Annotated in this window: 13 protein-coding genes; 10 read left to right on the forward strand and 3 right to left on the reverse strand. The window is 67.7% G+C overall.

What is annotated here, in order from left to right; translation table 11 throughout:
• Nucleotides 1-22: 22 nt before the first annotated feature.
• From BUB76_RS07795 to BUB76_RS07805, 3 genes are read right to left on the reverse strand one after another with little or no spacing between them, the layout of a single operon-like run.
• Nucleotides 23-1,072, reverse strand: coding sequence for a glycosyltransferase family 2 protein (locus tag BUB76_RS07795; RefSeq protein ID WP_073128205.1), 1,050 nt, complete (start codon nucleotides 1,070-1,072; stop codon nucleotides 23-25).
• Entirely contained in the window at nucleotides 1,065-1,943 is an 879-nt protein-coding gene (locus tag BUB76_RS07800; protein ID WP_073128206.1) for a GT-B fold glycosyltransferase domain-containing protein, read from the reverse strand. The genes BUB76_RS07795 and BUB76_RS07800 overlap by 8 nt, the downstream gene beginning before the upstream one ends.
• A complete protein-coding gene (locus BUB76_RS07805) occupies nucleotides 1,940-3,799 on the reverse strand; it encodes a glycosyltransferase family 2 protein (protein WP_236737881.1) in 1,860 nt (619 codons plus the stop codon). The genes BUB76_RS07800 and BUB76_RS07805 overlap by 4 nt, the downstream gene beginning before the upstream one ends.
• A 210-nt stretch (nucleotides 3,800-4,009) precedes the next feature.
• Between BUB76_RS07805 and BUB76_RS07810 the strand changes: the two genes are divergently transcribed.
• The 10 genes from BUB76_RS07810 (at nucleotide 4,010) to BUB76_RS07855 (ending at nucleotide 14,031) form a co-directional block, all read left to right on the forward strand.
• Nucleotides 4,010-4,822 (forward strand): hypothetical protein, encoded by an 813-nt coding sequence (locus BUB76_RS07810; RefSeq protein ID WP_073128207.1) that lies wholly within the window; start codon nucleotides 4,010-4,012, stop codon nucleotides 4,820-4,822.
• Nucleotides 4,823-4,826: 4 nt separating this feature from the next.
• Complete coding sequence (locus BUB76_RS07815; RefSeq protein ID WP_073128208.1) at nucleotides 4,827-5,537, forward strand: methyltransferase domain-containing protein; 711 nt, start codon at nucleotides 4,827-4,829, stop codon at nucleotides 5,535-5,537.
• Entirely contained in the window at nucleotides 5,530-6,225 is a 696-nt protein-coding gene (locus tag BUB76_RS07820; RefSeq protein WP_073128209.1) for an FkbM family methyltransferase, read from the forward strand. Before BUB76_RS07815 ends, BUB76_RS07820 begins: the two co-directional genes overlap by 8 nt.
• A gap of 2 nt (nucleotides 6,226-6,227) precedes the next feature.
• A complete protein-coding gene (locus BUB76_RS07825; protein ID WP_073128210.1) occupies nucleotides 6,228-7,112 on the forward strand; it encodes a GT-B fold glycosyltransferase domain-containing protein in 885 nt (294 codons plus the stop codon).
• Between the two features lie 156 nt (nucleotides 7,113-7,268).
• The gene (locus tag BUB76_RS07830) at nucleotides 7,269-8,120 is read left to right on the forward strand and encodes a hypothetical protein (protein WP_073128211.1); all 852 of its coding nucleotides are present in this window, start codon (nucleotides 7,269-7,271) and stop codon (nucleotides 8,118-8,120) included.
• A 50-nt stretch (nucleotides 8,121-8,170) separates the two neighbouring features.
• Entirely contained in the window at nucleotides 8,171-9,208 is a 1,038-nt protein-coding gene (gene pyrC / locus BUB76_RS07835) for a dihydroorotase (RefSeq protein WP_073128212.1), read from the forward strand.
• Between the two features lie 193 nt (nucleotides 9,209-9,401).
• Nucleotides 9,402-10,076 carry an orotate phosphoribosyltransferase gene (locus tag BUB76_RS07840; RefSeq protein ID WP_073128213.1) on the forward strand — a complete coding sequence of 225 codons (675 nt, stop codon included), beginning with the start codon at nucleotides 9,402-9,404 and terminating at the stop codon, nucleotides 10,074-10,076.
• Between the two features lie 197 nt (nucleotides 10,077-10,273).
• Entirely contained in the window at nucleotides 10,274-11,761 is a 1,488-nt protein-coding gene (locus BUB76_RS07845) for a replicative DNA helicase (protein ID WP_073128214.1), read from the forward strand.
• A 52-nt stretch (nucleotides 11,762-11,813) separates the two neighbouring features.
• Nucleotides 11,814-12,620 carry a DUF1194 domain-containing protein gene (locus BUB76_RS07850; protein ID WP_073128215.1) on the forward strand — a complete coding sequence of 269 codons (807 nt, stop codon included), beginning with the start codon at nucleotides 11,814-11,816 and terminating at the stop codon, nucleotides 12,618-12,620.
• A 46-nt stretch (nucleotides 12,621-12,666) separates the two neighbouring features.
• A complete protein-coding gene (locus tag BUB76_RS07855) occupies nucleotides 12,667-14,031 on the forward strand; it encodes an MBL fold metallo-hydrolase (RefSeq protein ID WP_073128216.1) in 1,365 nt (454 codons plus the stop codon).
• Nucleotide 14,032 lies beyond the last annotated feature (1 nt).

Raw genomic sequence — 14,032 nt, forward strand, 5'->3', positions numbered from 1 at the left:
ATGGATCGGCCCCGCGGGCGGATCAGCCGCGCGGCGCCTGGGCGTTCTGGTAGAGCGCGACGAGCTTCTGGGCCAGCGCGGGCGGCGGCGGGCGGCTGCCCGCGGCCAGAAGCAGCCGGCCGTAGAGCTTGACCGCGTCGGGATCGGCCAGCGCGAGGCGGAAGGCCTCGGCGTGCCAGTGACGGCCCGCGTCCTCGGCCGCGGCCACGCCGGGCAGATCGCGCAGCCCGGCAAGCTCGACCGCCGTGCGCGGGGCCATGCGGGCGATGCTGTCGTCGCGCACCGTGTTAAAGTTCCGCTCCACCCAGTAGGTCAGGTCCACGGGCTTGTCGGTGTGGTTGGGCAGCCCGCGCCGCGTCTTGGCCAGGAACTCTTCGGCCGAGCGGACCGAGTAGTGGTTCAACTGCACGAGGTCATGGGCGATGGGCGGCCCCCAGAGCATGATCTGGCCCTGGTTGCGCGCCACGGCCTCGGGCAGGGGCCGGCCCGATCCGTCGACCCAGCGCGGCGTGGCGCCGTCCTCCTGCTTCGGGCGGTGCACGCCCGGGCCCTTGAACGGCCCGCGGCGGCGGTAGAGCGTCTTGATGAAGCGCGACAGCGCCGGGTAGAGCGCATCGTCGGGAATGGCGCGGCTGAAGGCCTCGGTCGGCGGCGTCTCGGGCCGGGTGGCGTGGCCGTTATGCCCGAACAACCGCCAGGGCAGCGCGACCGCGTCGGCGTCGAGGCCGGCCAGCATGTCCTGCAGCGTGTCGTGCGGCGCGCGCAGGTTGAGGTATTCGTCGCAGTCCAGCACGGCGATCCAGTCGGCCTGCGCGGTCAGGGGATGGTCGCGCGCGGCGCGCAGCGCGGCCCATTGGGGGCGCTTGCCCTCGGGGACACGGTTGCGGACATGCGTGAGCGCCCCGCCGGCCTGCAGAAGGTCGAGCAGCGCGTCGCTGCCATCGGCGCAGTCGTTGGTGAAGACGAGGAAATCCGTCACCCCGGCCCCGCGGCAATGGGCCAGCCAGTGCAGGATGTTCGGCCCCTCGTCGCGCATGGTGGTGATGACGAGGATGCGCGGCGCCTCAGCCATGGGCGGGCTGCTCCAACCCTTCGCGCAGGGGGGCGGCGGCGTGGGGCAACTGGCCCCCAAGGTCCGCCACCAGCCGGTCGAAGGCAGGCGCGAAGAACGGCCAGCCGTGGTTGTGGGCGAAGCGGTGGTAGTGGATCACGGCGGCCTCGTTGGGCTCGAACGCCCGGTCCGAGATCGAGTAGTTGTAGCGTTCGTCCAGCACGTTGACCGGGATCCCGAACCGCGCGCAGGTGAGTGGCAGCGCGATCTGGTCGAGCCACGGGCGTTTCTGCGCGATGGCCAGGTTCCAGTCGATATCGCGGGCGGTGTCGAACCAGCGGCGCGCGAAAGCGGGCGGCGCGCCTTCGCGAAACGCCAGGAACCCGGCGTTGTAATAGGGATAGAACTCGATCCGGCGACCGCGCGTCAGGCGTACGCGCTCGGTCGGGACCTCCATGCCGAAATGGGCGTAGGCGCGCGGCCAGCGCTCGTTGGTCTTGCCCCATGTGGGCTTGCCCTCGGGCACCGCCGCGATGCCGCCCTCGGGGGCGAGGCCGCGCAGGTCCAGGTCGCCGCCGATCAGCATGTCGGTATCGAAGAACACGCCCGTGTCACCGTCGCGCGGGGCGAGACAGGCGAAGATCTTGTTGCCGTGGGGGAAGGGCTTCTTCCAGGTGTCGGCGGGGATGGCGATGGTCTCGACCCGGGCGCCCAGCCGGTCGTAGGCCGCCCGCAGATCATCGGGGATGGCGCCGTTTCCGGGCTCGGGCGCGTAGGCGACGATGTCGAGGTCGTGGACCACCCGCGCGCGCAGGGACGAGGCCAGCAAGAGCCCCTGCGCCGCCATGTCGGGCCCGTCGATGACGAAGAAGGCCGTGACGCGTTCGCTCATGGCGCGGGCTCCAGCGGCTCGGGGCGGTCGTAGGCCGCGGCCACGGCGGGATCCACCGGCAGGCGGCGGGTATAGCCCAGCGCCTTCAGCACGGCCTCCCACGGTTTCAGTGCGGTGAACGCTTCGACCCAGAGCCGGCCGGTCAGCGTGACGAAGCGCGGGGTGAGTTCCAGCCCCGAAAGGGCCGCGCGCAACAGCTCGGGCGTCAGGCGCGGATCGCCCAGCGCGAGAAAGTCCACCTGCGTCTCGGACATCAGCGCCGCCAGCGCCGCGCCGTCTTCGGCGATGTCGTCCGCTACCAGCCGCAATCGTTCGTTCTCGGCCAATCCGTTGCGCGCCCACAGCCGGTCGATGAAGGCGCGCAGGTCGGCGCTGCCCTCTTGCAGCGTGACCCGCATGTCGGGGCGTTCGTTGGCCAGGTGGCTGCCGATGAAACCCGAGGTCGCGCCGATCTCGAGGTAGTGGGCGAATTCGGGCAGCATTTTCGGCACGTTGCGCGCCAGGTTGCGCTCGAACTTGCCCTCGGTGATCTGGAGCAGGCCCGGCGGGGTGAACAGCCGCGGATCGCAAGGCAGCTCGACCGAGTGGTTGCGGACCCACTCCATCGGCGGATCGGCGGTCATGTCGGGGATGTCGCGCACGTACGTGTCAACCGGCAGGATCATGCGGTCCAGCGGCTCTTTCGCCTTCTCGTCGCTGCGCTTGATGGCGGCGCGCCTTTCCATGTCCTTCATCTTGGCGGCGATGGCCTCGGGGTCGCGTTCCTTCGGCGGCTTGGCCTCGACCTGGGTGATGGGAATCTGCGAGGCGGCGTTCAACTCGGCCACGAAGGCCTCGTATTCGGGGCCGCCCTTGAACGCGGCCAGGCGCGCCTCGACCCGCTCCAACGCGGCGTGGTGCAGGCTGTTCAGCATCGGGTCCGTCAGCAGCCCCTCGAAGATTTCCCGCCGCCGGTCCGAGTAGCGCAGCATGGCGTCGTCGCGCACCTCGTTGCGGTCCTGAAGCGCCCAGTACTCGTGATTGTACTTGTTGGCCTTGTTGTTGACGTTGCCGCGGAACTTGCGGATCGCGTAGCTGTCGATGGATTTCACGGCATAGTGGTTCATCTGCGCCCAATCGTAGCCGATGGTGCGCACGATGGACCGCCAGCCGCGGAACTTGAAATACTCCTCCATCTCGCGGCCCGAGCCGTTCAGCCATTTCACCGAGTGGGGATAGTCGGTGTCGAGCGTCTTGTTCTTCATCTTCGGGCGGTGGATGCCCAGCTTCCAGTGCTCGGGTTCGAACTGGAACAGGGTCTTCACGCCCCAGCCCTTGTTCCACATGGGCGGCGCGGCCATCAGGTATTGCTCGGTCACGAAATCGCGCGACCAGTGCTGCACCCCGCCCGACCCGAAGATCCGCCAGGTGATGACCATGCCGTTGGCGCCCGCGTCCTTGATGCCGTCGATCATCCCGTCGAGGCTGCCGTCGCCGTGCTTGATGCACAGGAACTCGTCCGCGTCGAAGACCAGCACCCAGTCGCTCTCCATCACGACCGGCTCGTCCTGGGCGTACTTGATGGCCGAGGGCTGCGGCTTCAGCCCCTTGGGGATGTCGTTGCGGCGGTGGTGGACCAGCCCCAGCTCGTCCAGCCGGATCAGCATGGTGTCGGTGCCGTCCGTGCAATCGTTGGTGTAGACGACCAGGTCGGTGAACCCGACGGCGATATGATGAGCCACCCATTCCAGAAGATAGGGCCCCTCGTCCTTCATCATCGACACGGCGGTGACGCGCCCGTGGCGCGACGTATTCGGCACGGGCATCGCCGGGGCATCCGCCTTCACGGCCCGATCGGTCGTTTCAACGACTGGCATATTGCCCCCTTCCACGCTCATCGCCGGATACCGTGACACGGCCATGCGGCGATTTTAAGGCTACTGGTCACGATCCGGCACAAATGAGACAAATCCGATGGGATCGTGCCGTTTTCCGCAATCTTGCCGCATTCCCGTCCTAAGCGTCTGCGAAACCCGATCATCATAAAGCCCCGCGCGCAATCGCGCGTGCAGCAAGGAGCAGGACAGATGTCATCCCCGCAACGGCGCCCGGTCGCATCCCTCTGGATCGGCGAACGGCTGCAATACCTCAACCAGCTTTGCCTGGCGAGCCACGTGCAGCAGGGCCACCAGACCATTCTCTATACCACCCACAAGGTCGAGAACGTCCCCGAGGGTGTCGAGGTGCGCGATGCGAACGACGTGATGGCCATCGACCTGGAGCTGGTGCAGGGCACCTCGGCCTCGTTCTGGTCCAACGTCTTCCGCTACAAGATGATCAAGAAGGACGACGCGATCTGGATCGACTGCGACGCCTTCTGCCACCGCCCCTTCCCCGACGAGATGGACAATATCTTCGCGGGGCACGGCATGCGCGGCGCGCTGAACTGCGGCGTGGTGAAGATCCCGCGCGAGGGCGAGCTGATCGACATGCTGCTGGACTACTACGACAACCTCCCGGACTACCCGCCCTGGTTCAACAAGAACCAGCGCAAGAAGCTGGACCGCCAGAAGGACGACGTTCCGCATTCCGAGAAGATCTACAAGGCCGAGCGCACCGCGTTCGGACCGCAGGCCTTCACCTACTTCGCGCAGCAGACGGGCGACTACGACAAGGCGATGACGCCCGATGTGCTCTACCCGGTGCCGTTCCAGCTGAACGACATCTTCTACGACCCCCACGGACGGGTCGAAGGCTGGTTCACCGACAACACGTTGTCGGTCCATCTTTACACCAACGGAACCAAGCCCTGGTGGCGCAAGAACCCGCCGCTGGAAAATTCCTACGCCTGGCGGATGTGCCAGCAAGTGGGGATCGACCCGAAGCAGGCGCTGGAATAGGGCCATGGGTATCAGCCTGATCCCGGCCGCCTTTCTGCTGCGCCATGCGGCCCACGTGAAAGACGCGAAAAGCGGCGTGATTTTGGGGCGGCAGAAGCTGCACATGAAGCCCGGCGCGCTGGACCGGTTCGTGAAACTGGCGCAGGCCAGTGGATACGACGTCGCGCCCGACGACCTGCGCCAGGAAGACGGCTTCACCGAGCGGCTGCTGGATGCCATCGGCTATCCCCGGCTGGCGGCACTGGACTTCACCGATGCCGAGGGGGCCGAGCATGTCCACGACCTGAACCTTCCCTTGCCTGACGCGCTGAAGGAACGGTTCGACCTGGTCATCGACGGCGGCACGACCGAGCACGTGTTCAACATCGGACAGGCCATCGACAACTGCTATGCGATGCTGAAGCCCGGCGGGCTGATGCTGGCCTACATCGCCTGCGACGGCTGGTTCGGGCATGGCTTCTTCCAGACCGGGCCGGACGTGCCGTGGCGCTATTGGCATCACACCCGCGGATGCGAGATGCTCGAGGTCAGCGTGGTGGGACGCCGCACGCCGCGCAAGATCGTCTCCATCCCCGACCCCACGGGGCGCCGGCGCGGGGGCGAGATGTTCTTCGAAGGTCCGCAGATGCTGCTTTACGCCGCGCGCAAGCCGCTGACCGCCCCGCCCTACGCGCCCCCGGTGCAGGGCCACTACGTCGAGGTAGCCCATGTCTGACACGAAGGCCGCCCAGCCCGAGAAGTCGCGCGCCGAGTTGCGCGCCGAGAAGATGATCCGCAAGCAGGAGCGCAACATGCGCGCGGCCGAGGCGCGGGGCTTCCTTGCGGGTGTCTGCGCGGTGCTGCGGCCCGGCGACATCGTCATGGACCTGGGCGCCAACCTGGGCGAGGTCACCGCACCGCTTGCCGAGACCGGCGCGCATGTGGTGGCCTACGAGCCCGATCCCTGGACCTTCGGCCAGCTGCGCGACCGCTTCGACGGGACCGACAATGTCGAGCTGGTCAATGCCGCCGTCGGCGCCACCAGCGGCACCGTGCGGCTGATGCGGGCCGAGAACTTCGACGACAACCCCGAGGGCGCATCGGTCAAGGCCACCATCGTCGGCGGCGGCCGCTCCATCGATGCCGAGGCGTCGGTCGAGGTGCCGCTGCTGTCCTTCGCCGACGAGGTCGCCCGCCTGACACGGGGCGACGGACGCATCGCGTTCTGCAAGATGGATATCGAGGGCGCCGAGCTGGACATCCTCGAGGATATCGTGGCGCGCAAGTCGCTCGACCCCGTGCAGACGCTGGTCGCCGAAACGCACGAGAACAAGTTCAAGGCCCTGCGCCCGCGATTCCGCGCGCTGCGCGACGCCGCGGCCGAGGCCTATCCCCGACGCCGGCTGAACCTCGACTGGATCTGAGCATGACGCGCCCCAAGCTGACCTTCGCCTATATCGTCGAGCCGCCCGAGTACCAGACGCTGGCCTGCACGCTCCTGGCCTCGATCCGCAGCTTCTTCGGCCCCGAGGTCGCGGCCATCGGCTATTGCCCCGCGCACCGGATGGACGAGCTGCACCCGGCGATCTTCAAGGCGCACGAGATCATGGGGGCCGAGATCCGGCCCATGGTGACCGAGGGCATGTGGGACGAACCCTACCCCCACGGCAACAAGATCATCGCCGCGATGCAGCCGCGCGACAGCGAATATTCCGCCTTCGTCGACAGTGACGTCCTGTTCCTGCGCGACAACACGCCCGAGAACATCCTGAAGCCGGGCCATGTCTCGTGCTCGGTCGCGGCCTCGATGGTCTGGGCCGAGCAGGACATCTGGGACACGATCTACGGCGCGCTCGACATGCCGATCCCCGACGAGCGGATCGAGTACATGCGCCGCCCCGTGGGCCCGGTCATCCCCTATTTCTCGGCCGGGTTGGTGAGCTTTCCCGAGGATCCGTCGTCGGGCGAGCGATTTCCGGATGTCTGGTACGACACCGCGCGGCGGCTCGACCGGCTCACCCATCTCGAGAACAGGCGCCCCTATCTCGACCAGATGAGCCTGCCGCCCGCGATCCGGCGCGCCGGGCTCGACTGGAACATCCTGCCCGAGGAGCAGCATTACATCCTGGGCGGGCGGATCCGGGGCGAACCGCTGCCCGAGGACCGCGAGATCTTCACCATCCACTACCGCAAGACCGGCATCCTCAAGGAGCTTGGCCTGCACAAGTTCGCGCGCGGGCTGCTGGGCGAGCACACGGGCGTCAGCTTCGTGCGCCGGCTGACCGAGGCCCCAGAGAAGATCAAGGGCTGAGCGGATGTCGGCCCGCGTGCCGGCCGCAATTGCGCCGGAATCTTCCAACCCCGCCCGACACTCGCGGCAAATTGGCCAAATTGTTGAACGTTTCCTCCGTCAGGACTACTATCACGAGGCGCTTGGCACCCAAGGCGGCGGCGAAAGGCATTCGACATGAACTCGGTCACCGATCCGGTCGTCTTTGACGACTTCGACAGCCCTGACCCGGACGAGGCGCAGGATTTCTCCTACTCTCTCTGCGCCGATGTCCACGTGGCGCTGCAGCGCGCGGGGGCGGACCTTTTGATCTGCTTCGGCGACACCGCGCCCTTCGACCACGTGATCGACGAGCTCGAATGGTCGGTACTGAACGTCACATCGCCCTCGGCCGACGTGTTGACGCGGGACGAGGTCGTGGGCTTCTTCGACGCCATGGCCGACGGCACCCTGATTGATGAATTCGACCGGGTGCTGGTCCTCGGCACGGGCGAACTGGCCGGTGTCGCGCTGGGATACTCGGTCTGCGCGCCCATGGCGCGGGTGCTGATTCTCGCGCCGCGCGGCCCGCTGACCGATACCGAGCGTTTCCCGCCCAGCGCGGCGACCCTCGCGGCCGCCGAACGGGTGCAGGTCATCTACGACCCCATGGACGACGACAGCGCCACGACCGCGCGCGCCATTTCCGAACGCGGCGCGGACCTGCTGCCCATGCGATTCGGCGAAAGCACCGGCGTGGTGACCGATCTCAACCGCCTCGACGTGATGGAAACCCTGCTCGAGGATGCCATGGACCGGCAGCTGAGCCGCCTGTCCTTCTTCCGCATCCTGCGCGCCCGCCGCACCCGCGGCCCCTACCTGCGGCGGCTGAACGCCCGCCTGATCCAGTCCGACCGCGCCGTCCTGCGCGCCATGACCCTGCGCCATATCGGCACCAAGCTGGGGCGCCGCCGCTATCTCCAGGAATACGAGAAGCTGGCGCAGGAACTGACCGAGGCCGGCGTGCGGATCCCCGAACCGCGCGCCTGAGCCCCCGCGCCCATCTGGCGCCGCCGCGCGCCGTGTTGTAGCGACGTGTCATGGACCGACTGACCCTCCGCCGCCCCGACGACTGGCACCTGCACCTGCGCGACGGCGCCATGATGCGCGCCGTCCTGCCCCACAGCGCCGCCCATTTCGGCCGCGCCATCATCATGCCCAACCTCGTCCCGCCCGTGGTCACCGCGCGCGACGCGGCCGAGTACCGCGACCGCATCCTCGCCGCAAAGCCGCGCGGATCGGCATTCCAGCCGCTGATGACCCTCTACCTGACCGAAGAGACCGAGCTGCGCGACCTGCGCGCGGCGGCCGAGATCGGCCTGATCACCGCCGTCAAGCTCTACCCGGCGGGCGCGACCACGAACTCGGCCTCGGGCGTGCGGGATTTCACCAAGGTCCGCCGCGTGCTGGAGAACATGGCCCAGATCGGCCTGCCGCTCTGCGTGCATGGCGAGGTGACGGATCCCGAGATCGACATCTTCGACCGCGAGGCCGCGTTCATCGACCGCGTGCTCGACCCGATCCGCCGGGACGTGCCGGGCCTGCGGGTCGTGATGGAGCACGTGACGACATCGGACGCGGTGGATTACGTGCGCGGGGGCGGCGACGACATCGCGGCCACGATCACGACCCACCACCTGGTCATCAACCGCAACCACATCCTGGCGGGCGGGATCAAGCCGCACTACTACTGCCTGCCCGTGGCCAAGCGCGAGACCCATCGCCGGGCGCTGGTGGCCGCCGCCACCTCGGGGGAGGCGTCGTTCTTCCTCGGCACCGACAGCGCGCCGCATACCGACGCCGCCAAGCTGCAGCCCTGCGGCTGCGCCGGCTGTTTCACCGCGCCGAATACGCTCTCCGTCCTGGCCCAAGTGTTCGAGGCCGAGGGCGCTCTGGACCGGCTCGAGGCGTTCACGTCGCTGAACGGCCCGGCCTTCTACCGGCTGCCCGTGAACACGGACACCATCACGCTCGAGCGGGGCGCGCCCGTCGAATACCCGGCGGCGATCGACACCGACGACGGCCCCGTCACCGTCTTTGACCCCGGCATGCCGCTGCACTGGCGCGTGCTGGACTGAAATCCCGGCCGCGCACCCTTTGCCGGCTGTCCGTCACGTGAGTATTTCCGGACCAGTGATGGGGACACGCGCCCTGCATCACTGGTCCTCAAATACTCATATCCGACGCCTTGAGTCCTTGCGACGGCGCCCTGGGACTTGGCGCGCGCGGCGCGGTGACATAGGCATCCGCCGTCAGCCGAAGGAGCGCGCCATGATTCCCACTTCCTTCCCGCCCCGCGACGAGATCGCCCGCCTGAGTGCCGGAATGCTGCTCGAGGTCGGGGCGGTGCATTTCAATTCGCGCGAGCCCTTCACCCTGGCGTCGGGCCTGCCGTCGCCCACCTATATCGACTGCCGCAAGCTGATCTCGTTCCCGCGCATCCGGTCGACCCTGATGGATTTCCTGACCGTCACCGTTCTGCGCGACGCCGGGTTCGAGGCGTTCGACAACGTGGCGGGCGGCGAGACGGCGGGCATCCCCTTCGCCGCGCTGGTGGCCGAGCGGATGGCCCTGCCCATGACCTACGTGCGCAAGAAGCCGAAAGGGTATGGCCGCAACGCGCGGATCGAGGGCGTGATGGACGAAGGCCAGCGCGTCCTGCTGGTCGAGGATCTGACCACCGACGGCGGGTCCAAGCTGAGCTTCGTGGACGCCATCCGCGAAACCGGCGCCACCTGCTCCCACACCGCCGTCATCTTCAGCTACGGCATCTTCCCGGAAACCGAGACGACCCTGGGCGATCACGGCGTCACGCTGCACAGCCTCTGCACCTGGTGGGACGTCCTTGCGGTGGCCCGCGAGCGGTCCGCCTTCGACGCCGAGACCCTGGCGGGGGTCGAGTCGTTCCTGTCGGATCCCCGCGCCTGGCAAGCCGCCCGCAGTTGATCCACCACTTATCCCCGGCGGGTCTGGGGATAAGCCGCAGGCCCGTCTCCGCCCCGCCCCGCATCTGGTATGCGGACCACTAAGATGCGCAACCAGAGGTGCATGGTGCGGATCCGCCACCTACCCAAGAGGGCGCTTGATCGGGCGCGTCCGGGGGCCTAGGCAAAGGGCTCGAAACGACGACGCAGGGGTGTGGCATGAACGAAATCGCGAAGATTCCCGCCGAGAGCAACGACGGCGAAAGCGATCTCCTGCCCCACAACATCGACGCCGAGCAGCAACTGCTGGGCGCGATCCTGACCAACAACGACATCTACGACCGGGTCGCGGCGATCATCAACGAAAGCCATTTCTACGACCCCGTGCACGCCCGCATCTACGAGGTGGCGAGCGCGCGCATCGCCCGCAACCAGGTGGCCAGCCCCGTTTCGCTTAAGGCGTTCCTGGCCGACGAGCCGGGTCTCGCCGACCTGGGCGGGCCCGCCTATCTCGTCCGGCTCGCGGGCGCGGCGATCTCCAGCTACGCGGCCAAGGATTATGCCCAGCTGATCTACGACCTGGCGATCCGGCGGAAGCTGATCCAGCTGGGCCGCGATATCTCGGACCGGGCGGCCAAGGTCGACGTGAGCTCGGAGCCGCGCGAGCAGATCGTCGAGGCCGAGCAGGAGCTTTACAAGCTGGGCGAGGCCGGGCAGTCGAACCAGGGGTTCCAATCTTTCCTGCGCGCGGTCACCGACGCGGTGAACGTCGCCAACGCCGCCTACCAGCGTGAAGGCGGGCTGGCGGGCGTCAGCACCGGCCTTATCGATCTGGACAAGAAGCTGGGCGGGCTGCACCGCTCGGACCTCCTGATCTTGGCCGGCCGCCCCTCGATGGGCAAGACGTCGCTTGCCACCAACATCGCCTTCAACGTGGCCAAGGCCTACAAGAAGGGCCTGCGCCCCGACGGGACCGAGGGCACCATCGATGGCGGTGTCGTGGGGTTCTACAGCCTGGAAATGAGCGCCGAACAGCTGGCCGCCCGCATCCTGTCGGAGGCGAGCGAGGTGCCCAGCGAGCAGATCCGCCGCGGCGACATGAACGAGGGCGAGTTCCGCCGCTTCGTCGAGGCGGCGAAATCGCTGGAATCCTGCCCCATCTACATCGACGACACGCCCGCCCTGCCCATCAGCCAGCTGGCCGCCCGCGCCCGGCGGCTGAAGCGCGAGCACGGGCTGGACGTGCTGGTGGTCGACTATCTTCAGCTGATCAAGGGCACCGGCCGCGACGCCAACCGCGTGAACGAGATCTCCGAGATCTCGCAGGGTCTGAAGGCCATCGCGAAGGAGCTGGATATCCCCGTCATCGCCCTGTCGCAGCTGAGCCGCCAGGTCGAAAGCCGCGAGGACAAGCGCCCGCAGCTGTCGGACCTGCGCGAGTCGGGCTCGATCGAGCAGGACGCCGACGTGGTGATGTTCGTGTTCCGCGAGGAGTACTACAAGGAACGCGAGAAGCCGGGCGAGCATGAGCTCGAGAAGATGGCCACATGGCAGACCGAGATGGAACGCCTGCACGGCCGCGCCGAGGTCATCATCGGCAAGCAGCGCCACGGCCCCATCGGCACGGTCGACCTGAGCTTCGAGGGCCGGTTCACCCGCTTCGGCAACCTCGTCCAGCCCTGGCAGCAGGGCGGCGGCGAGTACTGACCCGCGCAGACGTTACTGGACAGCCCGGCGGCGGTCGGTGTTCGCTGACCCCATGCGCTGGCTGACGATCCTTCTTCTCGGCCTCTGGGCATCGATCGCCCGGGCCGAGTATCACGATGGCAAGACCGAGGTGGACCTGGAGCTTCTGCTGCTGGTCGACGTCTCCCGCTCCATGAGCCCGGCCGAGCAGGAGATTCAGCGGCGCGGCTATGCCGAGGCCCTGGCCAGCGACGACGTGATCGAGGCGATCCTGGGCGGGCTGACGGGGCGCATCGCGCTGTCCTACGTTGAGTGGGCGGGCAGCTACAGCATCCGCACGGTGGTGGACTGGACGCTGATCGGCGCGGCCGAGGACGCCCGCGCATTCGCCGACCGCATCGGGACCAGCCAGTTGGCCTCGATGCAGCGCACGTCGATCTCGGGGGCGCTGCGGTTCGGCATGGTGACCCTGCGCGACAACGACTTTCGCGGGCTTCGGCGGGTCATCGACATCTCGGGCGACGGGCCCAACAACGAGGGCGGCCCGGTCGTCCCGGACCGCAACCGCGCCGTGGCCGAGGGCATCATCATCAACGGCCTGCCCCTGATGACCCGCGACGGACAGGGCAGCCGCTGGTATCTCGAGGATCTCGACGAGTATTACCGCGCCTGCGTCATCGGCGGACCCGGCGCCTTCGTCCTGCCCGTCCTGCGATGGGAGGAATTCGCCCCGGCCATCAAGCGCAAGCTGATACTCGAAATCGCGGGCCGCCAGCCTGAACGCCTGTGGCGGGCGCAGGCCACCGCGCCGGCCGGGTACGATTGCCTCGTGGGGGAAAAGCGCTGGGAACGGATGCGCCGCATTTACGACCTTCCCTGACTGTCCTATCACCGGGGCGGTTTTGCCCAAGCCCCCGGAGCGCGCCTTGCAGATCGAATTCGTCAACCACGCCTCGGTCCTGATATCGCACGGGGATGTCCGGCTGCTGACCGATCCCTGGTACCAGGGGCCGGCCTTCCACAAGGGCTGGCGGCTGCTGGTCGAGACGCCCGACGACACCATCGCGGACCTGCTCGACCGGGTGACGCATATCTGGATCAGCCACGAACATCCCGATCACTTCTCGATCGGGTTCTTCAAGCGCTGGGGCGACACGATCCGCGCGCGGGGCATCAAGCTGCTGTTCCAGGGGATCGAGGATCAGCGCGTGGCGGATTTCCTGCGCGCGCAGGGGTTCGACCTGACCGAGATGGACTTCGGCCGTCCCTACACGCTGGGCCAGGATTTCGAGGCGATCTGCCTGAAGGACGAATTCTACGATTCGCTGATCTCGATCCGCGCGGGCGGGCAGCACGTGCTGAACCTGAACGACTGCGCCGTGGCCGACGATGCGCGGGCCAAGGAAATCCACGATGTCGTGGGCGATTGCGACGTGCTGCTGACCCAGTTCAGCTATGCCGCGTGGGAGGGCGGGCGCGAGAACCGCGACTGGCGCGTGGCCGCCGCGCAGGAGAAGCTGAACAACATCCGCGTGCAGGCGCGCGCCTTCAAGCCGAAGCAGGTGATCCCCTTCGCGTCCTTCGTGGCCTTCGCCCACGTGCGCAACGCCTATCTGAACGACGCGGCCAACACGCCCGACGACGTCATCGCCGCCTTCAGGGACGCGGATTTCGACCTGCGCGTCATGCAGCCCGGCGACGTGACCGACGGCACCCCCGACCCCGGGGCCCACGCCCGCGCGGCCGAGTTCTGGCGCGCCGTCTATGCCCGGCCGCTGGACGATCCCATGACCTATGACAGCGTCGAGGACGACAAGATCCGCGCCTCGTTCGACGGCTGGCGCGACCGGGTCTTCGCCAACAACTCGCGCGCGGCCATGCGGCTGGCGCAGAAGCTCAGCCCGATCGCCGTGCTTCAGCCGGTGGTCATCCACACCGACGACACCGGGCAATCCTGGCGCATCGACCCGCCGGCCGGCACGCTCGAGCCGACCGAGGCGAAGGCCGACCTGGTCATGCATTCCGAGTCGCTGAACTTCCTGTTCTCGAATTCCTTCGGGTTCGACACGCTGGGCGTCAACGGCACCTTCGAAGAGGCGCGAACGGGCGGCTTTTCCCGCGCCGCGCGGTCGCTGGCGATCGAGAACCTGAACAACCTCGGCCTGCGCTTCGGACCCGGACTGCTGTTCGAGCCGCGGATCATCGGCGTGTTCCTCGAACGGTTGCGCAAGGTCAGCGCCCGGATGAAGGGCGTGGGCAAGACCGAGGCCCCAACCGGAAGGGACGCATGAC

The sequence above is a fragment of the Palleronia salina genome, from assembly GCF_900141995.1.
Classification (GTDB): domain Bacteria; phylum Pseudomonadota; class Alphaproteobacteria; order Rhodobacterales; family Rhodobacteraceae; genus Palleronia; species Palleronia salina.